Origin of the sequence: Virgisporangium aliadipatigenens (assembly GCF_016863615.1) — a bacterium.
GTDB classification, from domain to species: Bacteria; Actinomycetota; Actinomycetes; order Mycobacteriales; family Micromonosporaceae; genus Virgisporangium; species Virgisporangium aliadipatigenens.
On sequence record NZ_BOPF01000002.1, the window covers coordinates 96,361 to 115,179 of the forward strand.

The following is an 18,819-nucleotide window of genomic DNA, read 5'->3' on the forward strand; positions in this document are numbered from 1 at the left end:
CTTGTCCGACAACATTTTCGCGCACCCGAGGCTCGCGGCCGTCTACGACACGTTCGACGGCGGCCGCGAGGACCTCGACGCGTACCTGCGCCTCGCCGACGAGCTGAACGCCCACCACGTGCTCGACATCGGTTGCGGCACCGGATGTTTCGCGCTCCTGCTGGCGGCGACCGGGCGGCGCGTGACGGGTGTGGACCCGGCGGCGGCGTCGCTCGAGGTGGCCCGCGCCAAGCCGGGTGCGGAGGCGGTGCGGTGGCTGCACGGCGACGCCACCACCCTGCCGGACGACCTGTCGGTCGACCTCGCCACGATGACGGGGAACGTCGCCCAGGTGTTCCTGAGCGACGACGACTGGCACGCCACCCTTCGCGGCGCCCGTGCCGCCCTGCGCGACGGCGGCCATCTCGTCTTCGAGACCCGTCGCCCGGAACGCCGCGCCTGGGCGGAGTGGGGCGGCATCGACGTGCGCGACGGGGTGACGCAACACCTGCAGGTGACCGACGTGTCGCTCCCGTACGTCTCGTTCCGCTACACGTACACGTTCGCCGCGGACGGGTCGACGCTGACGTCGGACTCCACGCTGCGCTTCCGCTCCCGGGCGGAGGTGGCGGAGTCGTTGCGGGACAACGGGTTCACCGTCGTCGACGTGCGCGACGCGCCCGACCGGCCGGGCCTCGAACACGTCTTCGTCGCCCACCGCGAGTAGGGGCATCATGGGCGGATGGGATTCTTCGATCAACGGCCGGCGCAGCCGCCCCCGCCGGAGCCCGCCCGCCCCGCCTGGCTGCCGGATGAGGCGGTGCTGCCCGGTGCCGTCCCGGAGACCACCGTGCTGGCCCGCACCGACGACGTCGTCGTGGCGCTCGGTGACCTGCACGCCTACCCGAACGGCTTCGCGTTCACGCTCACGGTCGTGCTGCGCGAGCCGCAGCGCGAGGGCGGCGGCCGGTTCCTGCGACACTTCCACGCCCGGCCGCTGCCGGCGGACTTCCTGCGCTTCGGGCTGCGGTTCGCCGACGGGACGGTGCTGACCAACCTCGATCCCCGGCCGGCCGACCCGGACGAGGAGGGGCCGCGGCTCCTGCCGCAGGGCGGCAGTGGCGGTCAGCGGCGGCACGAGCAGCGCTACTGGGTGTGGCCGTTGCCGCCGTCCGGCCCCGTCGACGTGGTGTGCGAATGGCCGGCGCGGGGCATCCCGGAGACGACCGTGGCGCTCGACGGCGACGTCGTGCGGGAGGCGGCGGGGCGGGCGGTCACGCTGTTCTGAGCCGCGCGGGGCGCTGCCGCCCGTGCAAGCCGTTCAGCCGTGTCCATGGGCGTCGGGATATTAGCGCCGTTTCGATCGACGGGGGTCATTTCGGCTGGCATACTCCCGGGCGTCGTTGGAAGCGCTCCCACGCCGATCCGGAGGCGACCCATGCGTATGGCCAGACTGTTCACGACCGTCGCCGCGGGGATGGCCGCCCTGCTGGCGGTGCCGGCGGCGGCCGCCCCGGCGAGCGGCGGCGCGACGGGCACCTGCGCCCGCACCGGCGCGCTCTTCTGCGAGGACTTCGAACGCCTCGACACCGGCGGCGCGTCCAGCCTGGACTGGGGCATCGACACCAGGCACGGCACCCTGACCGTGGAACGGCAGCGGGGCAACAAGCTCCTGCACGTCTCCACCCGGGACAACGGCCGGGCGTTCCTGCGGGTCGACGACTTCGCCGCCCCGGGCAACAGCTTCTACGGGCGGATGCGCCTGCGCGTCGACGCGTTCCCGACCGCACCGGACTGGGCGCACTTCACCCTGGTCGAACTGACCGGCAGCGGCAGCAGCGAGGTGGTCCGCCCGGTCGGCGGCCAGTGGGTGCCGACCCTGGGCCGTTCGCTCTGGGGGATCGGCGCCGACGGCGGCCCCACCGGCGACTGGACGAACTGGCGCGAGTCCGCACCCACCCGCGAGGACGTGTGGCAGTGCGTCGAATGGCGCGTCGAGGCCGCCGACAACCGGGTCGAGGTGCGCTTCGACGGCGTGGCGAACCCGGAGCTGACCGCCTCCACCAACAGCCACGGCGGCAACGACGTGCCGTTCGTGCTGCCGAGCGTCGACACCGTGAAGATCGGGTGGCAGTTGTACCAGGGCGGCACGACCCCGGGCCGCTTCGACCTGTGGATCGACGACATCGCCCTCTCCACCCGCCGGCTGGGCTGCTGAACGGCGTCAGCCGCCGACCGGCGGGAGCCCGGGGACGTTGATGCTCGGCACCGGTACCGGCAGGGTGGGAACCGGCACCGGCAGGCTGGGCAGGGGCGGCAGGCCGGGGAGGATGCCCCCGGGCGCCGTCGGGCTCGGCTGGGCGCCGCCGCCGTTGTCTCCGCTGCCGCCGCTGTTGTCCCCGCCGGGCGCGCCGCCGCTGCCGCTTCCGCCGGCCGGGGCGCTCGGGGAGGGCGCGGGTGGTGCTGGTGACGTTCCCCCGGAAGGAGCCGACGGGGAGACGGCCGGAGCGGGCGGGGTCGCCGGGACCGGCAACCTGCCCCTGATCTCGTCGATGTCGGAACGGAGCCGTTGCGCCGTCCCGCGGTCCCGGATCTTCCCGACGCCCTCCGACGCGTCGTCCAACAGCCGGCGGGCCTCGTCGTAACGGCCCGCGTCGACGGCGGTCCGCGCGCGGGCGATGGTGTGCTCGACGAGCCTGAGGTCGGCCGTCTCGCCGTAGACGGCCTTCGTGACCGGCCACAGTGGACTGTCGGGGCCGGCGCCGTGGGCCGCGATCGACAGGCCGCCGGCGAGCACCGACGCGGCGGCGACGCCGACGGCCACCCGCCGCCAGAAGGTACGGGCCGGCGCGGGCGGTATCTCCGGTATCGGCGCCGACTCCGGAATGTCCTCGTCGAGGTCGGTGCGCCACTCCTTCAGCGCCGCCGCGAGGGTGTCGGAGCCGGGGAGGTCGTCGCCACGGGACACGGCGTCGAGAAGCTCGTCGATCGCCGCGATCTCGTCCAACGAATGGTCGGTTTCTCCGCTCATGCCGCTGCCTCGTCGGTCAAGGAGTCGCCCGCAAGCATACGGAGCTTCGCAAGCGCGCGCGCCTGGGTGACCCGGACGGCGGCGGCCGTCATGCCGACCACCTCGCCCACCTCGTCGGCGGCCAACCCCACCGCGACCCGCAGCAGGATGATCTCCCGCTGGGTTTCCGGCAGCCGGGCGAGCAGCCCGGAGAGGCGCCGGGCGAGGTCGGTGCTGACCGCGTGCTGCTCCGGACCGGGCTCGGGGGAGGGGGTGGCGGGCACCTCGCCGGTGTCGGTGACGGCCAGGTCGCGCACGGCCGCGCGGTGCGCGTCGGCGACCTTGTGCGCGGCGATCCGGTACACGAACGCCGAGAACGGTTTGCCCACGTCGCGATAGGTCGGCAGGGCGCGCAGCAGGGCCAGGCACACCTCCTGGGCGACGTCGTCGGCGGTCGTGTAGGCGCCGCCGATGCGGCCGAGGCGCGCACGGCAGTAGCGCACCAGGCCGGGGCGGACCTGGGCGAGCAGCGTCGCCGTCGCGTCCGGGTCGCGGCGGGCGGCCCGGACCACGAGGCCGGACTCGATCACGAGGGTCAGGGGGTGTCCTCGGCGCGTGAGTGGACTGGGGAGGTGGGTGGGGGTGGGTTACCGGAGCGTAACCTCACGCCCTCGGCGCCACCACCCGGAGAAAAAAGTTGTTACGCGGCGGCCGCCGCCCGCGATGTCTCATGCATGGGCGTCGAGGTACGCGTCGTCGGACTGACGAAGTCGTTCGGGCGGCAGCCGGTGTGGTCGAACGTGACCCTCACCCTGCCGGCCGGCGAGATCTCCGTGCTGCTCGGCCCCTCCGGCACCGGCAAGTCGGTCTTCCTCAAGACGCTCGTGGGCCTGCTCAAGCCCGATCGCGGGCAGATCTGGATCGACGGGAAGAACCTGCCCAAACTGAACGAGCGCGCGCTCTACAAGACCCGACGCCTCTTCGGGGTGCTGTTCCAGGACGGCGCGCTCTTCGGCTCGATGAACATCTACGACAACGTGGCGTTCCCGCTGCGCGAGCACACCCGCCGCACCGAGGCCGAGATCCGTCGCGTCGTCACGGAGAAGCTCGACATGGTGGGCCTGGTCGGCGCCGAACGGAAGCTGCCCGGCGAGATCTCCGGCGGGATGCGCAAGCGCGCCGGACTGGCCCGCGCGCTGGTGCTCGACCCGGAGATCATCCTCTTCGACGAACCGGACTCCGGCCTGGATCCGGTGCGCACGGCCTATCTCAACCAGCTCATCATCGACCTGAACCAGCAGACCGGTGCGACGTTCCTCATCGTCACGCACGACATCAACACCGCCCGCACCGTGCCGGACAACATCGGGCTCATCTACCACGGGCAGCTGGCGATGTTCGGGCCGCGCGAGATGCTGCTGTCGAGCACCGAGCCGGTCGTGCGGCAGTTCCTCAACGCGCAGCGCGTCGGGCCGATCGGCATGGCCGAGGAGAAGGACGCCGACGAGCTGAAGGCCGAGGCCGACGCCGGTGTGTCGCTGCCGCCGCTGCCGCCGATTCCCCTGCAGTTGCAGCCCTCCGACGGCCGGCCGCGCGCCGCCGAACGCCCCGCCGGCCAGTGGTGCGCGGAGAACGGCGTCACGCCGCCGGAGGGATCCTTCAGGGAAGAGGTCCCCGTATGAAAGGTGGGAAGGCGCTCGCCGAGACCGGGGACTTCTTCGCGTTCTGCCTCGACACCATCCTCGGGCTGGCGAAGCGGCCCTGGCAGGTGCGGGAGTTCATCCAGCAGGCGTGGTTCATCAGCTCCGTGTCGATCCTGCCGGCGGCGCTGGTGTCCATCCCGTTCGGGGCGGTCATCGCGTTGCAGCTCGGTTCCCTGGTGCGCCAGCTCGGGGCGCAGTCGTTCACCGGGGCGGCGTCCGTGCTGGCGGTCGTGCGGGAGGCGGGGCCGATCGTCACGGCGCTCATCATCGCCGGGGCCGGCGGGTCGGCGATCTGTGCCGACCTCGGTTCGCGGAAGATCCGCGAGGAACTCGACGCCATGCAGGTGCTGGGGATCGACCCGGTGCGCCGCCTCGTCACGCCGCGCGTGGTCGCCGCGATGATCGTCGCCGTGCTGCTGAACGGGCTCGTCTCCGTCGTCGGGGTCGCCGGCGGCTACTTCTTCAACGTCGTGCTGCAGGGCGGCACCCCGGGCGCGTACCTGGCCAGCTTCCAGGCCCTGGGGCAGCTGCCCGACCTGCTCGTGGGGGAGGTGAAGGCGCTGCTGTTCGGCATGGTCGCCGCGCTCGTGGCCGCCTACAAGGGAATGACGGCGAAGGGCGGCCCGAAGGGCGTGGGCGACGCCGTCAACCAGACCGTGGTCATCACGTTCATGCTGCTGTTCGCGATGAACTTCGTCATCACGGCGATCTACTTCCAGGTCGTTCCCCAGAAGGGATCCTGATGATCCTTGATCAGCTGGGCGGGCAGCTCGCCTTCTACGTCAAGGCCTTCGCGTGGGCGCCGCGGACGGTGCGGCGGTACAAGCGGGAGATCATGCGGCTGCTCGCCGAGGTGACGTTCGGGACCGGCGCGCTCGCCGTCGTCGGCGGGACCGTCGGCGTGATCACGTTCCTCACCTTCTTCACGGGAACGGAGGTGGGCCTGCAGGGCTACCAGGCGTTGGACCAGCTGGGCAGCAGCGCCTTCACCGGCTTCATCTCGGCGTACTTCAACACCCGGGAGATCTCCCCGCTGGTGGCGGCGCTGGCGCTGTCGGCGACGGTCGGGTGCGGGTTCACCGCGCAGCTCGGCGCGATGCGCATCTCCGAGGAGGTGGACGCCCTGGAGGTGATGGGCGTGCCGTCGTTGCCGTTCCTCGTCACCACGCGCATGATCGCCGGCTTCATCGCGGTCGTCCCGCTGTACGTGCTGGGCCTGCTCGCCAGCTACCTCGCGACGCGCACGATGGCGATCGTCTACTTCGGACAGTCGGCCGGCACGTACGACTACTACTTCCATCTGTTCCTGCCGCCGGGCGACGTGCTGTGGTCGTTCGGGAAGGTGCTCGGCTTCAGCGTCATCGTCGTGCTGGTGCACTGCTACTACGGCTACACCGCCTCGGGCGGGCCGGCCGGCGTGGGGATCGCCGTGGGGCGCGCGGTGCGCACCGCCATCGTGACGGTCAACGTCGTCGACTTCTTCATGTCGCTGGCCATCTGGGGCGCCACCACGACCGTGCGGATCGCGGGGTGAACGCCGTGTGGCGCAACCGCCTGCTCGGGATCGCGTTCGTCGCCGTGCTCGCGGCCGGGGTGACCCTGTCCGTGCTGCAGTACCGCAAGGCCTTCACCCCGGTCGACTGGGTGACGCTGGACGCCGACCACACCGGCATGCAGCTGAGCAGGGGCGCCGACGTGAAGCTGTACGGGGTGGTCGTCGGCGACGTGCGTGCCGTGTCGAGCGACGGTTCGCGCGCCCGGCTGCGGCTCGCGCTCGACCCCGACCTGACCGACCGGATCCCCGCGAACGTGACCGCCCGGCTGCTGCCGAAGACGCTCTTCGGGGAGCGCTACGTGGCGCTCGTCCCGCCGGCCGAACCCGCGAGCATCCCGATCCGCGACGGCGCCCGCATCGGCCAGGACCACAGCAGCAGCGCGATCGAACTCGAACGCGTCCTCGACGGCGCCCTGCCGCTGCTCCAGTCGATCCACCCGGACAAGCTCGCCTCGACGCTGGCGGCCGTCGCGACGGCGTTGGACGGCCGGGGCGAACAGCTCGGCGCCACCGTCGAGGCGCTCGACACCTACCTGAAGGCGCTCAACCCGGAGCTGCCCACGCTCATGGCCGACGTGCAGCGCCTGGCGACGGTGCTCGACACCTACGAGGGTGCGCTCCCCGACCTCCTGTCGATCCTGAACGACATCACCGTCACGGCCACCACCGTCACCGACCACAGTGGACAGTTGGCCGCGCTGTGGGCCGACGCGACGCGGGCCGCCGACACGGGCAGCGGCTTCCTGGGCCGGCACGGCGAGCAGTTGATCCGGCTCGGTGACGTCAGCCGCCCGGTCCTCGAACTCCTCGCTGCCTACGCGCCCGAGTTCCCCTGCCTGATGCAGGGCCTCGTCACGCTGCAGCCGCGGGTCGAACAGGTCTTCGTCAACGGCCGCATGCACATCACGTTGGAGATCACCAGGGACAACGGCAAGTACGTGCCCGGCCGGGACGCCCCGGTCTACGGCGCGAACGACGGCCCGAACTGTCGCGGCCTGCCCAACCCGCCGGCGCCCGCGCCGCAGGTGCCGATCAACGACGGCTACGACTACGGCGCGAACCGCCCACCGGCCCCGCCGATCCCGGTCGGCCCGATCCCGGCTCCCGGCACACCCGTGCCGCCCGCCATGGGCACCGCCGGAACACCCGAGGAGAGCAGCGTCGTGAAGCCCATCGTCGGCGCCGCCACCGGTGTGCCGCCCGCCGAGGTGCCCGACATCGCCCTCATCCTGTGGGGCCCGCTGCTGCGCGGAGCGGTGGTGAGCGCGACATGACCCGCAACGTCACCGCGCCGCTCGTGAAGCTCATCGTCTTCGCGGTCGTCACGATCGTGCTCACCGGCCTGCTGGCGCGCACGCTCGGCGCGTTCGCCGACGGGGGAACCACCTACCGGGCCCGGTTCACGGACGTCACCGGGCTGCTCGACGGCGACGACGTGCGCATCGCCGGGGTGCGCGTCGGGGCCGTGCGGGGCATCCGGGTGGTGGGCGGCGACACGGCGGAGGTGTCGTTCACGGTGCGGGACGATGTGCCGCTGTCCACGGGTGTGCTCGCGAAGATCCGCTACCGGAACCTCGTGGGGCAACGGTATCTGGCGCTGTCCGAGGGGCCGGGCGGCGGGGCGTTGCGCGCCGGTGGGCTGATCCCGCTCGCGCAGACCTCGCCGGCGCTGGACCTGACCGTGCTGTTCAACGGTTTCCGGCCGCTGTTCACCGCGCTCTCCCCGGAGGAGGTCAACCGGCTGTCGTACGAGATCATCAAGGTGCTGCAGGGGGAGAGCGGCACGGTGTCGAGCCTCCTCGCGCGCACCGCGTCGCTGACGCACACGCTGGCCGACCGCGACGCCGTCATCGGACGGGTCATCACCAACCTGAACGCCGTCCTGTCCACACTGGACGGTCGGGAGGGTGCGCTGGATCAGACGATCGCGCAGCTGCAGCAGTTCGTCTCCGGGCTGTCGGCCGACCGGGAGGCGATCGGCACCGCGCTGACCAACCTGGGCGCGCTGACCGTGGCGACCGGTTCGCTCCTCGGCGAGGCCCGTCCCGCGATCGCGAACGACGTCGCCGGCCTGCGCGACGTCGCCGGCAATCTCAACGCCGGCTCCGCCGCCATCGACCGCACGCTCGCCGGCCTGCCCGGCCGGTACGAGGACCTGACGCGCGTGGCGTCGCACGGCTCCTGGTTCAACTTCTACATGTGCGACTTCGACGGCCGCATCGGCCTCGCCGGCCAGCCGGTCATCGACACCCCGACCTTCAACTCACCGGCAGCCAGGTGCGCGGCATGAGGAAACTGCATTGGAAGCCTTTCCGGGAAAGGGATCCGAAGGCCGTCGGCGCGGTGAGCCTGCTGACGCTGGTGGCACTGGTGGCGATCGCGTTCCACCTCGACGACCTGGCGACGCTCACCGCCGCCGGCAACTACCGGGCGGCGTTCCGGGACGCGAGCGGGTTGGCGCCGGGCAACGAGGTGCGCGTCGCCGGCGTGAAGGTCGGTGAGGTCACCGGCATCGGCCTCGCCCGGGGCGCCGACGGTCCCTATGTGCGGGTGGAGTTCCGGCTCGACGACGAGGGGATCCGGCTCGGGCGCGACACCGGGGCGACCATCCGCATCAAGACGATCCTCGGGCAGAAGTACCTCGCCGTCGCGCCGGCCGGCGACGGGAGGCTCGCCGACGGTGCGCAGATCCCGCTCTCGCGCACGGCGGCGCCGTTCGACGTGATCCAGGCCGTGAGCGGGCTCGCCGGTGCGCTCAACGGGATCGACTCGCAGCAGCTCGCGTCGGCGTTCACGGTGCTGTCGCAGACGTTCGCGGACACGCCGGCCAGTGTGCGGTCGTCGCTGTCGGGCCTGTCGCGGCTGTCGAAGACCGTCGCCGACCGCGACGCGCAGCTGCGCGAGCTGCTCCACCGGGCGGATTCCGTGACGGGGGTGCTGGCCGCGCGGGACACCGAGTTCCAGAAACTGGTCTCCGACGGGAGCGCGCTGCTCGCGGAGGTGAGCCGCCGTCGCGACGCCATCCACAACCTTCTCGTGGGAACTGACGCGTTGTCCACCCAACTCAGCGGGCTCATCGCCGACAACCGGGCGCAGTTGGCGCCGGCGCTGGCCGAACTGCGCGGCGTCGTGGCGATCCTGCAACGCAACCGCACCAACCTCGAACAGACCATCCAGAAGATGGGCCCGTTCGTGACCGCCTTCGCCAACGTGGTCGGCAACGGCCGCTGGTTCGACTCCTATCTGGACGGTCTGCTCCAGCCCTACGTGCCGGGGGACCCGCGATGAGAAGAAGGGTCGCTCTCCTCACGGTCATCATCGTCGCGGTCGCCGTGGCGATTCCGGTGTGGCGGCTGCAGGAGCCGCAACGCACACTTGTCGCGCACTTCACCCGGGTGATCGGCATCTACCCCGGCTCCGACGTGCGGGTGCTGGGCGTGAAGGTCGGCGAGGTGGTGAGCGTACGCCCCGAGGGTCGCACCGTGCGGGTGAGCCTGCGCTACGACCGCGCGCAGCGCTTCCCCGCCGACGCGCAGGCCGTCATCGTGCCGCCGAGCATCGTCAGCGACCGCTACGTGCAGCTGACCCCGGCGTGGAACGGCGGTGCGGCGCTGCCCGACGGCGCGGACCTGCCGGTCGAACGGACCGCCGCACCGCTGGAGATCGACGACATCTACCGGGCGCTGGACGAGTTCAACCGGGCGCTGGGGCCCGAGGGTGCCAACGCCGACGGCGCGCTCAGCGACCTGCTCGCCACCGGCCGCGCCAACCTGGAGGGCAACGGCGCCGACCTGAACGCCACGCTCGACGGCGTGAGCAAGGCACTGTCCACTGTGTCCGGTGCGCGCGACGACCTCTTCGGCACCGTGGCGAACCTGCAGAGGCTCGCCACCGCGCTGGCGCAGAGCGACCGCTACGTGCGGGCGTTCAACCAGCAGCTCGCGGACGTGTCGGAGCAGCTCGCCGCCGAACGGGACGACCTCGCGGCGGCCCTGCGCGGCCTGGCGCAGGCGCTGGGGGAGGTGACGACGTTCGTGCGGGACAACCGGCAGGCGTTGCGGGACAACGTGACCGCGCTCGCCGACATCACGACGGTGCTCGCCCGTCAGCAGCAGGCCATCGTCCAGATCCTCGACGTGGCACCGCTCGCGCTGTCCAACCTGAACCTGGCGTACAACTCGCGTTCGGGCACCCTCGACACGCGCGACGACCTGCTCGGGCCGTACGACCCGGCGACCTACGTCTGCGCGCTCCTCGCCGAGAACGTGCCGGTCCCGCAGGTGCCGCGGGAGTGCGTGGCGCTGGCGCACACGCTGAACCTCAAGGGGCTGCCGTTGCCCGACCCGCTGAAGCGGCTGCTCGGCCTGCCCGGGGCGGCACCGCCCACGCCGCCGGGCGCAGGCGCGGAGAAGCCGGTCACGCCGCCGACCGTGCCGGGCCTGCCGGTCGACCCGGGCGGCGTCCTGGACCGCACGCTCGGCGGGATCCTGGAGGGCCTGACATGAGGGCGAGGGCACTCATCGTGGTGGGCGCCGCGCTGCTGAGCGGCTGCACGGCGCTGCCCGGCGGCGCGCCCAGCGGTCCGTCGTACCGGGTCACCGTGGAGTTCGCCGACGTGCTGGACCTGGTGCCGCAGGCGAGCGTGAAGGTCAACGACGTGACGGTCGGCAGCGTGGAGAAGATCTCCCTCGCCGGCTGGACCGCCCGGGTGCGGCTGCGGGTCGGCCGCGACGTGCGGCTCCCCGCGAACGCCACCGCGGCCGTGCGCCAGACCAGCCTCCTCGGCGAGAAGTACGTCGCGCTGGACCCGCCGACCACCGAGAGTCCACAGGGGACGCTCGCCGACGGTTCCGTCGTGCCGCTGGCGCGCACCAGGCGCGCGGCCGAGGTGGAGGAGGTGCTCGCCGCCCTCGGGCTGATCCTCAACGGCGGCGGCCTCGAACAGCTGCGCGTCATCAACCGCGAACTCGGCACCGCGCTCGAGGGGCGCGAGGACGCGGCGAAGGACGCCCTGCGGCAGCTGGACCTGTTCATCGGCGGGCTGGACAAGCAGAAGGAGGACCTGGTGCGGGCGATCGACTCGCTCGACCGGCTCACCGCGCACCTCGCGCAGCAGCGGCAGGTCATCGGGACGGCGCTGGACGCGGTGGCCCCCGGCATCACCGTGCTGGCGCAGCAGCGCGAACAGCTCACCGGTGCGGTGCTCGCGCTAGGCCAGCTCGGCGATGTCGGCACCCGCGTGGTGAACCGGAGCCGCGACGACCTGCTCGCCGACCTGCGTGCGCTGCAGCCGATCCTGCAACAGCTGGCACAGGCCGGCTCGAGCCTGCCGAACTCGCTGGAGTTCCTGCTGAGTTTCCCGTTCCCCCCGAACGTCAGCGGCGCCATCGTGGGCGACTTCGTCAACCTCAGCGCGACGGCCGACCTCGACGTGACCACGATCCTCGGCAACCTGCTCGTCCAGCCGAACAACGTCCCGCCCCCGACGCCTCCGTCGGGATCCTCGCCCCCGCCTCCCGCGTCGGGCGGTGACAAGCCGGCACAGCCCGCGCCGCCGACCAGGCCGGGTACCCCGACCCCGCCGACCCTGCCCACGCTTCCCGAGATCCTGCCGCTCGGCTGCCTGCCCGTGGTCGGCCCGCTGCTGCCCGGCTGGGTCCCGCCGCAGGGCTGCAAGCTCCCGGAGGGCTGCCAACTCCTGCCGCCGCTGGCCGAGGCGCCCCCCGGCAGCGTCCGGCCGCCCGGCGGGGTGGTGCAGCCCGGGACCGTGTTCCCGCCCGGGACGCTGCTGCTGCCCGGCACCATCCTCACCCCGCAGTGCCTGCTGCCGCCCGCGACCGCCGCCACGAACGGCCGCCAGGGCGGGCTGAGCGATTTGCTCCCCGGAGGGCCGCAATCGTGATCACCCGGGCCACACGTGTGAAGCTGATGGCGTTCCTGCTCGTCAGCCTGCTCGGCATCGGGTACGTGTCGGTGCGTTACGTCGGGCTCGGCGACTCGCTGTTCGGCCGCAACTACGTCGTCCACGTCGACTTCGCCTCCGGCGGCGGCATCTTCACCAACGCGGCCGTCACCTATCGGGGCGTGCCGTCCGGCCGGGTCACGGCGGTGACGATCGCGCCCGGCGGCGGGGCCCGCGTGCGGCTGCGCCTCGACGGCGACGTGCGCGTCCCGGCGAACCTGCACGCCGTGGTGGCGCAGCGTTCGGCCGTCGGGGAGCAGTACGTCGACCTGCGGCCGGACTCCGACGGCGGCCCGTACCTGCGCGACGGCGACGTCATCGGCCGCGAACGCACCGGCGGCCCGCTCGCCCCGGAGGTGCTGCTCGCCAACCTCGACGCGCTGGTGCGTTCGATCGACCCGCGGGACCTCGCGGTCGTAATCGACGAACTGGGAAAGGCGTTCGAGGGCAGCGAGACCGCGCTGCGCACCATCCTCGACGCCGGCAACCTCCTGCTGACCGACGCCACCGCCAGGCTGCCCGAGACGGTGGCCCTGATCCGGGACGGCGCCACGGTGCTGCAGACCCAGATCGAGTCGGCAGACCAGATCCGGCGCTGGGCGGCCGGCCTCGCCACGCTCGCCTCGACGGTGCGCACCGCCGACCCCGACTTGCGGCGCGTCATCGCCGACGGGGCGCCGGCCGCCCGCGAGTTGACCGCCCTGCTGGAGGGGCTGGATCCGACGATCGGCGTCATGCTCGGCAACCTCGTCACCCTGAACGACGTCGCCGCCCGGCGCCTGCCCGGCGTCGAACAGATCCTCGTCGTGTACCCGTTGGCCGTCGCGGGCGCGTTCACCGTGACGCCGGGCGACGGCACCGCACACTTCGGCCTCGTGCTGAACGTCGACGACCCGCCGCCGTGCCGCTACGAGGGCGGCACGGAGTGCAGCGCCGCGGAGGAGGCGCGCGGCTCGGGCGTGCGCGGTTCCGCGAACGCCCCGCGCGCCGGGGGCGATCCGCCGCCGCCCACCACGTCGCCCCCGGACCCCGCGAACGCCCCCGGCGGGATCAGCGGGTTCGACCCCGCCACCGGCATCGTGCTCGGGCCCGACGGGCGGCCGCTGCAGTTCGGCGGCACCGGCGGGCAGGCGCAACTTGCCGGGGACCAGTCGTGGAAACAACTCCTGCTCGCCGGCGTCAGCCCGTAGCCGAAGGGACCAGCGATGCCCACCGAATCCGGCACCCCGCTCAAGCTCATCAAGGGCGGCGCCGCCGCAGCTTCCGAGGAGACCGACACCGTCACCGGCCGGCGTACGGTCCGGCACCGCTCCACCAGGCGCACGGTCAAGCGCCGCACGCCCGGCCGCACCGCCCCGCCGGCGGCACCCGAGGACGACAACGACGCCCTCACGAAGGCGTTGCGCACCCTCGACGCCGAGCCCGTCTCGGAGCCGTCCACAGTGGACGGAGAGGCCGCCGCGAGGAAGCGAAAGCCAGCCGCGAGGAGGCGGCGGAAGAAGAGCATCGCGCCACCGCGGCGCCGCTTCACCGTCTCCGGCGCCACGGCCGCGCTCGTCGTCCTGCTCGCCGTCGCCGTCGGCGCGGCACTCTTCACCGGCCAGCGCTGGTACGCCGACCACGCCCTCGAACGCGCGCACCAGCAGGCGTTGGCCGCCGCCAAGCAGGTGACCGTCGACTTCGTCTCGGTCAGCGCCGCCAGCGTCGACCGCGACCTGCAGCGCATCGTGGCCGGCAGCACCGGCGACTTCCACGAGGAGTTCACCCGGGGGCAGGCGCAGGTGCGGGCGGCGGTCGTGGAGAACAACGTCGACTCGCGCGGCACCGTCCTGCGGGCCGCTCTTCTTTCGGGGACGACGACGCACGCCGTGGTGCTCGTCGCGATGGACGCGACCGTGAAGAACAGCAAGGCGCCCGAGGGTCGGGTGTCGCACTACCGCATCCAGGTCGAGGTCGACCGCGCCGGCGACTCCGGCGGGTGGCTCGTGTCCAAGCTCCAGTTCGTCGGCTGAGGGGGTCGCAGATGCGCAGGATCGTGCTGGTCGTGGTGATCGCCGTCGCCGCGGCGTTCGCGGCCACCACCTACTGGCAACACCACTCGGTCGAACGGCGGGACGCGGGCACCCGCGCCGCCCTCGCCACCGCGACCGCGGCCGCCCAGGCAATCTTCTCCTACGACTACCGCAGCTTCGACACCAGCGTGGCCAACGGCAAGGCGTTCGTGACCGGCGATTTCGCCGCCGAGTACGAACGCACCACCACGGCCCTGAAGGGCACGGCCGTCGCGGAGAAGGCGGTGGTGCGCGCGACCGTCTCGGCGACCGGTGTCGTCACGGCCCGCGCCGACCGCGTCGAACTCCTCCTGTTCCTCAACCAGTACCGCCGCAACGCCAACATCGAGGGCGAGAAGGTCGACCAGAACCGGGTCGCGCTGACGCTCGTACCGGTCGGCGACGACTGGAAGGTGACGGCGGCGACCGCGATCTGACGCCGGCATCGACGTTCCCAAAGGTCGACGTTTGTGGAAGGAGGCGTTCGGGTAGCCCCGCCGCGTGGCGATGAAAGCGCTTTCGCGATCGAAGCCGGTGACCATCTACGAGGTGGCGCGCCACGCCGGCGTCTCCATCGCGACCGTCTCCCGGGTGCTGCGCGGCACGGCGCCGGTCGCCGAGCAGACCAGTGCCCGGGTGCGGGCCGCGGCGCAGGCGCTGCACTTCACGCCGAACCGCCTCGGGCGTTCCCTGGCCGAGGGGCGCCACGCGGCCAACGGCATCGTCTTTCCCGACCTCGTGGGCCCGTACTACGCGGAGGTCGTGCTCGGCTACGAGGAGGCCGCCTCCGAGCTCGGCAGCAGCGTGCTCATCCTCGCCACCGGACGCCGGCGCGACGCGGCCGCCGCGGTCGTCGAACTCGCCGGCCGGGTCGACGGTCTGGTCATCATGGGCAACACCGTCGACGACGCGACGGCCGCCGGGATCGCCGCCGGCGGGGTGCCGGTCGTCCTGCTGGCCCGCGAACCGCTCGCCGGCATCGACACCATCCGCACCCGCAACGCCGCCTCCGCCAAAGTGCTGGCGGCGCACCTCGTCGAGCACGGCCACCGGCGGATCGCGTTCCTGGGTGACCCGGCCGGCTCGCCCGACGTCGCGGGCCGCTTCGCCGGTCTCGCCGCCGGGCTGCGGGCGGCCGGCCTGCCCGCTCCCGAACCGGTTTCGTGCGGCCTCGAAACGGCGGCCGGTGAGGCGGCCGCCGCCGTTCTGCTGGACGGCGACCGGCCGGACGCGATCGTGGGAGCGAACGACGAGGTGGCGCTCGGCGCGCTCCTCGCCGCGGCGGCGGTCGGCCTGCGGGTACCGGACGACCTCGCCGTCACCGGCTGGGACGACGTGCTCGCCGCCCGGTTCGCCGGGCTCACCACGGTCCGCCAACCGATGCGCGAACTCGGCGCCACCGCTGCGCGCTGGGTGCACCGGCGCATCGCCGAACGCACCGCGGATCCCAACCGGCCGCTGGCACCGGCCCGGCGGCGGATCCTCCCCACGCAGCTCGTCGTGCGGCGCAGCTGCGGCCACCACGGCACCCCCGGAGGTAGCTGAGATGAGAAGGCACCGGCGGTACGCCGCCGTGCTCGCGATCGCGACGGTGTTGGTTGCCGGCTGCGGGCGGGACACGGACGGCGGCCAGGACGAAGCGAGGTCGGTCGCCGCGGGCAAGGCGAAGGGCGAGATCACCGTCTGGGCCATGGGCACGGAGGGCGAGAAGCTGAGCGATTTCGCCAAGGCGTTCACGGCCGAGAACCCCGACGCGAAGGTCACCGTGACGGCCGTTCCGTGGGACGCCGCACACCAGAAGATCGCCAGCGCGATCGCGGCGAAGCAGACCCCGGACGTGTCGATGCTGGGGACGACGTGGATGGGGGAGTTCGCCAAGACCGGCGCGCTCGACCCGACCCCGACCGACCTCATCAGGAAGGACGACTTCTTCCCCGGCGCCTGGGCGACCGGCGTCGTCGGCGGAACGGCCTACGCGGTGCCGTGGTACGTCGAGACCAGGCTGATCTTCTATCGCAAGGATCTGGCGCAGGCGGCCGGGATCACGAGCCCGCCGAAGACCTGGGAGGAACTGACCGCCATGGCGCGGGCGCTCAAGGAGAAGGCCGGCGCGGAATCCGGCCTCTACCTCCAGCCGGGCGGCACCGGCAGCTGGCAGTCGTTCCTGCCGTTCGCCTGGTCCAACGGCGCCGAACTCACGAAGGACAACAAGTTCACGCTGGACAGCGCGCAGATGAGCGAGGCGCTGCAGTACTACGGGTCGTTCTTCAAGGAGAAGCTCTCCACCACCACCGATCTGGGTGTGCAGGGCTCGCTCGAGCAGAGCTTCGTCACCGGGAAGACCGGGGCGTTCATCTCGGGGCCGTGGCACATCGGGCTGCTGAGCGAACAGGGCGGCGCCGGCTTCACCGAGAAGTTCGGCGTGGTGCGGATGCCCACCCGCAAGTCGTCGACGTCGTTCATCGGCGGGAGCAACCTGGCCGTGTTCAAGGACGGGCACAACCGCGACGGCGCGTGGAAGTTCATCGAGTGGCTGAGCCGGCCGGAGGTGCAGGTGCGGTGGTACAGGACCGTCACGTCGCTGCCGGCGGTGCAGAAGAGCTGGGACGACCCGTCACTGGCCGGCGACCCGTTCCTGTCGGAGTTCGGCGAGCAGCTGAAGTCGGCCAAGGCGCCGCCCCCGATCACCACCTGGGAACAGGTCGCCTCGGCCGTCGACGCCGAGATCGAACGGGTCGCGAAGGCCGGCGCCGACTCCGCCGCGGCGACGAAGGCCATGCAGGAGCGGGCCAGCAGCATCGGCACCGGAACCTGACGTGTCCCGCCGCGCCCTGACCGGATGGGCGTTCGCCGCCCCGTTCATGACCCTGTTCGCCGTGTTCCTGGCCCTGCCGGTGCTGGCGTCGCTGGTGATGAGCCTGACCGACCTGCGTTCGACGGACCTGCGCAACCCGTTGGCGGTCAACTTCGTGGGCGTGGACAACTTCGTCCGGCTCCTCTCCGACGAGCTGTTCCTGCGCTCGATGGTGAACACCCTCGTCTTCGTCGTCGTCGGGGTGCCGCTGACGACGGTGTTCGGCCTCGCCGCCGCGAACGCGCTCAACTCCGGCCTGATCCGGCTGCGGGGACTGTTCCGGGTAGGCTTCTACCTTCCCGTGGTCACCAGCATCGTGGCGATCGCCGTGGTCTGGCGCCTCGTGCTCGACCCGCAGTCCGGCCTCGTCAACAGTTTGCTGGGCGTCGTCGGGGTGACCGGGCCGGACTGGCTGGGCAGCACGTCGACGGCCCTGCCCGCGCTCGTCGTCATCGCCGCGTGGCGCAACTTCGGCTTCCTGATGGTGATCTTCCTGGCCGGACTGCAGACGATCCCGGCCGAACTGTACGAGGCGGCCACCATCGACGGCGCCGGACGGTGGGCCCAGTTCCGGCACGTGACGCTGCCGGCGCTGCGGCCCACCCTGTTGTTCGGCGCGGTGGTCACCGGCATCGGCTATCTGCAGTTCTTCGAGGAGCCGCTCGTCATGACCCGGGGCGGGCCGCTCTCCTCGACGCTGTCCGTCTCGTACCACGTCTACAACCAGTTCGGCTTCGGCAACTACGGCTACGCCGCCGCCGCGAGCTACGTGCTGTTCGTGGCCGTCGTCGCGCTGTCGGTGCTGCAGTTCCGGCTGCTGGGCGAGAGGGACTGATGCCGTCATGTCCACTGTGGACACCCGCACCGCGCCGCGTGGACGGGACCGCGTCGCCCGCGTGGTGCTCTACGCGATCCTGCTGACCGGTCTGCTGGTCGTCGTCGGGCCGTTCCTCTGGATGCTGTTGTCCTCGGTCAAACCGGAGGCGGAGATCCGGCAGGCGACGTGGCTGCCGCGGACCTGGACCCTGGAGAACTACCGCGACCTGTTCGACCGGCTCGACTTCCCGACCTTCTTCGTCAACTCCGCGATCGTCGCGCTCCTGGTGACCGCCGGGAACCTCGCCTTCTGCTCGTTGCTCGGCTACGCGCTCGCGAAGCTCGCGTTCCCCGGCCGGCGGGCGATCTTCCTGCTGGTGCTCGGCACGCTCATGGTGCCCGGCATGGTCACGTTCGTGCCGCAGTTCGTCCTGGTCAGCAACCTGGGCCTGACGAACACGTACGCCGGTCTGGTGCTGCCGTTCCTGGCCGGGCCGTTCGGCGTGTTCCTCATGCGGCAGTACCTGATGTCCATCCCCGACGACCTCATCGAGGCGGCCCGCGTGGACGGCGCCGGCGAGTGGCGCATCTTCCTGCGGATCGTGCTGCCGCTGTGCCGGCCGGCGCTGGCCACGCTCGGCATCCTCACGTTCCTCGCCTCCTGGAACAACTTCCTCTGGCCGCTCGTCGTGGCGACCACCGAGGACAAGTACACGCTGCCGGTGGCGCTGGCGCTCTACAGCGTGGGCCAGAACCGCATCGACTTCGGGCTGCTGCTCGCCGGCGCCGTCGTCGTCGTGGTGCCCGCCCTCGTCGTGTTCCTGGTGCTCCAACGCAGCTTCCTGCGCGGCATCGCCACCACCGGGCTCAAGTAGCCCGGCCGCCGATC

General features: G+C 72.1%; 20 protein-coding genes. 18 read left to right on the top strand and 2 right to left on the bottom strand.

The genetic code is table 11. From position 1 onward, the window contains the following. The first annotated feature begins 1 nt into the window (after position 1). From Val02_RS01025 to Val02_RS01035, 3 genes are all read left to right on the top strand, one after another. Entirely contained in the window at positions 2 to 706 is a 705-nt protein-coding gene (locus Val02_RS01025; RefSeq protein ID WP_203896916.1) for a class I SAM-dependent methyltransferase, read from the top strand. A gap of 15 nt (positions 707 to 721) precedes the next feature. Continuing rightward, positions 722 to 1,267 carry a hypothetical protein gene (locus tag Val02_RS01030; protein WP_203896917.1) on the top strand — a complete coding sequence of 182 codons (546 nt, stop codon included), beginning with the start codon at positions 722 to 724 and terminating at the stop codon, positions 1,265 to 1,267. A gap of 150 nt (positions 1,268 to 1,417) precedes the next feature. Next, positions 1,418 to 2,197 (top strand): hypothetical protein, encoded by a 780-nt coding sequence (locus Val02_RS01035; RefSeq protein ID WP_239151268.1) that lies wholly within the window; start codon positions 1,418 to 1,420, stop codon positions 2,195 to 2,197. A 6-nt stretch (positions 2,198 to 2,203) separates the two neighbouring features. On the opposite strand, the gene Val02_RS01040 is transcribed toward Val02_RS01035, so the two are convergent. Together Val02_RS01040 and shbA are read right to left on the bottom strand one after the other, a co-directional pair. Further along, positions 2,204 to 3,010: a hypothetical protein gene (locus tag Val02_RS01040; RefSeq protein WP_203896918.1), complete on the bottom strand. Its 807-nt coding sequence runs from the start codon at positions 3,008 to 3,010 to the stop codon at positions 2,204 to 2,206. Further along, positions 3,007 to 3,579 carry an RNA polymerase sigma factor ShbA gene (gene shbA / locus Val02_RS01045; protein ID WP_239151278.1) on the bottom strand — a complete coding sequence of 191 codons (573 nt, stop codon included), beginning with the start codon at positions 3,577 to 3,579 and terminating at the stop codon, positions 3,007 to 3,009. Before shbA ends, Val02_RS01040 begins: the two co-directional genes overlap by 4 nt. 144 nt (positions 3,580 to 3,723) lie before the next feature. Here shbA and Val02_RS01050 point away from each other — a divergent pair, with 144 nt between their 5' ends. From Val02_RS01050 to Val02_RS01120, 15 genes are all read left to right on the top strand, one after another. Further along, a complete protein-coding gene (locus Val02_RS01050; protein ID WP_203896919.1) occupies positions 3,724 to 4,671 on the top strand; it encodes an ABC transporter ATP-binding protein in 948 nt (315 codons plus the stop codon). Then, positions 4,668 to 5,435 (top strand): MlaE family ABC transporter permease, encoded by a 768-nt coding sequence (locus tag Val02_RS01055; RefSeq protein WP_203896920.1) that lies wholly within the window; start codon positions 4,668 to 4,670, stop codon positions 5,433 to 5,435. The genes Val02_RS01050 and Val02_RS01055 overlap by 4 nt, the downstream gene beginning before the upstream one ends. Beyond that, positions 5,435 to 6,226 carry an MlaE family ABC transporter permease gene (locus tag Val02_RS01060; RefSeq protein ID WP_203896921.1) on the top strand — a complete coding sequence of 264 codons (792 nt, stop codon included), beginning with the start codon at positions 5,435 to 5,437 and terminating at the stop codon, positions 6,224 to 6,226. The genes Val02_RS01055 and Val02_RS01060 overlap by 1 nt, the downstream gene beginning before the upstream one ends. Beyond that, positions 6,223 to 7,521, top strand: a complete 1,299-nt coding sequence (locus Val02_RS01065; protein WP_203896922.1) for an MCE family protein — start codon at positions 6,223 to 6,225, stop codon at positions 7,519 to 7,521. The genes Val02_RS01060 and Val02_RS01065 overlap by 4 nt, the downstream gene beginning before the upstream one ends. Next, on the top strand, positions 7,518 to 8,537 hold the full coding sequence (locus Val02_RS01070; protein ID WP_203896923.1) for an MCE family protein: 1,020 nt from the start codon (positions 7,518 to 7,520) through the stop codon (positions 8,535 to 8,537). The genes Val02_RS01065 and Val02_RS01070 overlap by 4 nt, the downstream gene beginning before the upstream one ends. After that, a complete protein-coding gene (locus Val02_RS01075) occupies positions 8,534 to 9,535 on the top strand; it encodes an MCE family protein (RefSeq protein WP_203896924.1) in 1,002 nt (333 codons plus the stop codon). The genes Val02_RS01070 and Val02_RS01075 overlap by 4 nt, the downstream gene beginning before the upstream one ends. Further along, positions 9,532 to 10,752, top strand: a complete 1,221-nt coding sequence (locus Val02_RS01080) for an MCE family protein (RefSeq protein WP_203896925.1) — start codon at positions 9,532 to 9,534, stop codon at positions 10,750 to 10,752. The genes Val02_RS01075 and Val02_RS01080 overlap by 4 nt, the downstream gene beginning before the upstream one ends. Then, on the top strand, positions 10,749 to 12,149 hold the full coding sequence (locus Val02_RS01085) for an MCE family protein (RefSeq protein WP_203896926.1): 1,401 nt from the start codon (positions 10,749 to 10,751) through the stop codon (positions 12,147 to 12,149). The genes Val02_RS01080 and Val02_RS01085 overlap by 4 nt, the downstream gene beginning before the upstream one ends. 26 nt (positions 12,150 to 12,175) lie before the next feature. After that, positions 12,176 to 13,399: an MCE family protein gene (locus Val02_RS01090; protein WP_203896927.1), complete on the top strand. Its 1,224-nt coding sequence runs from the start codon at positions 12,176 to 12,178 to the stop codon at positions 13,397 to 13,399. A 15-nt stretch (positions 13,400 to 13,414) separates the two neighbouring features. Then, on the top strand, positions 13,415 to 14,221 hold the full coding sequence (locus Val02_RS01095; RefSeq protein WP_203896928.1) for an Rv1363c family protein: 807 nt from the start codon (positions 13,415 to 13,417) through the stop codon (positions 14,219 to 14,221). An 11-nt stretch (positions 14,222 to 14,232) separates the two neighbouring features. Next, positions 14,233 to 14,697, top strand: a complete 465-nt coding sequence (locus Val02_RS01100) for a hypothetical protein (protein WP_203896929.1) — start codon at positions 14,233 to 14,235, stop codon at positions 14,695 to 14,697. A 97-nt stretch (positions 14,698 to 14,794) separates the two neighbouring features. Then, on the top strand, positions 14,795 to 15,805 hold the full coding sequence (locus Val02_RS01105) for a LacI family DNA-binding transcriptional regulator (RefSeq protein WP_203896930.1): 1,011 nt from the start codon (positions 14,795 to 14,797) through the stop codon (positions 15,803 to 15,805). Position 15,806: 1 nt separating this feature from the next. Further along, positions 15,807 to 17,075: a sugar ABC transporter substrate-binding protein gene (locus Val02_RS01110; RefSeq protein ID WP_203896931.1), complete on the top strand. Its 1,269-nt coding sequence runs from the start codon at positions 15,807 to 15,809 to the stop codon at positions 17,073 to 17,075. Between the two features lies 1 nt (position 17,076). Continuing rightward, a complete protein-coding gene (locus Val02_RS01115; protein WP_239151304.1) occupies positions 17,077 to 17,949 on the top strand; it encodes a carbohydrate ABC transporter permease in 873 nt (290 codons plus the stop codon). Positions 17,950 to 17,956: 7 nt separating this feature from the next. After that, on the top strand, positions 17,957 to 18,805 hold the full coding sequence (locus Val02_RS01120; RefSeq protein WP_203896932.1) for a carbohydrate ABC transporter permease: 849 nt from the start codon (positions 17,957 to 17,959) through the stop codon (positions 18,803 to 18,805). Positions 18,806 to 18,819: the final 14 nt, after the last annotated feature.

Coding starts and splice junctions, on each gene's coding strand:
- Val02_RS01090 (WP_203896927.1), top strand. CDS start 12,176: ATGGCGTTCCTGCTCGTCAGCCTGCTCGGCATCGGGTACGTGTCGGTG.
- Val02_RS01100 (WP_203896929.1), top strand. CDS start 14,233: ATGCGCAGGATCGTGCTGGTCGTGGTGATCGCCGTCGCCGCGGCGTTC.
- Val02_RS01110 (WP_203896931.1), top strand. CDS start 15,807: ATGAGAAGGCACCGGCGGTACGCCGCCGTGCTCGCGATCGCGACGGTG.
- Val02_RS01060 (WP_203896921.1), top strand. CDS start 5,435: ATGATCCTTGATCAGCTGGGCGGGCAGCTCGCCTTCTACGTCAAGGCC.
- Val02_RS01070 (WP_203896923.1), top strand. CDS start 7,518: ATGACCCGCAACGTCACCGCGCCGCTCGTGAAGCTCATCGTCTTCGCG.
- Val02_RS01035 (WP_239151268.1), top strand. CDS start 1,418: ATGCGTATGGCCAGACTGTTCACGACCGTCGCCGCGGGGATGGCCGCC.
- Val02_RS01120 (WP_203896932.1), top strand. CDS start 17,957: ATGTCCACTGTGGACACCCGCACCGCGCCGCGTGGACGGGACCGCGTC.
- Val02_RS01055 (WP_203896920.1), top strand. CDS start 4,668: ATGAAAGGTGGGAAGGCGCTCGCCGAGACCGGGGACTTCTTCGCGTTC.
- Val02_RS01030 (WP_203896917.1), top strand. CDS start 722: ATGGGATTCTTCGATCAACGGCCGGCGCAGCCGCCCCCGCCGGAGCCC.
- Val02_RS01050 (WP_203896919.1), top strand. CDS start 3,724: ATGGGCGTCGAGGTACGCGTCGTCGGACTGACGAAGTCGTTCGGGCGG.
- Val02_RS01080 (WP_203896925.1), top strand. CDS start 9,532: ATGAGAAGAAGGGTCGCTCTCCTCACGGTCATCATCGTCGCGGTCGCC.
- Val02_RS01040 (WP_203896918.1), bottom strand. CDS start 3,010: ATGAGCGGAGAAACCGACCATTCGTTGGACGAGATCGCGGCGATCGAC.
- Val02_RS01075 (WP_203896924.1), top strand. CDS start 8,534: ATGAGGAAACTGCATTGGAAGCCTTTCCGGGAAAGGGATCCGAAGGCC.
- Val02_RS01095 (WP_203896928.1), top strand. CDS start 13,415: ATGCCCACCGAATCCGGCACCCCGCTCAAGCTCATCAAGGGCGGCGCC.
- Val02_RS01085 (WP_203896926.1), top strand. CDS start 10,749: ATGAGGGCGAGGGCACTCATCGTGGTGGGCGCCGCGCTGCTGAGCGGC.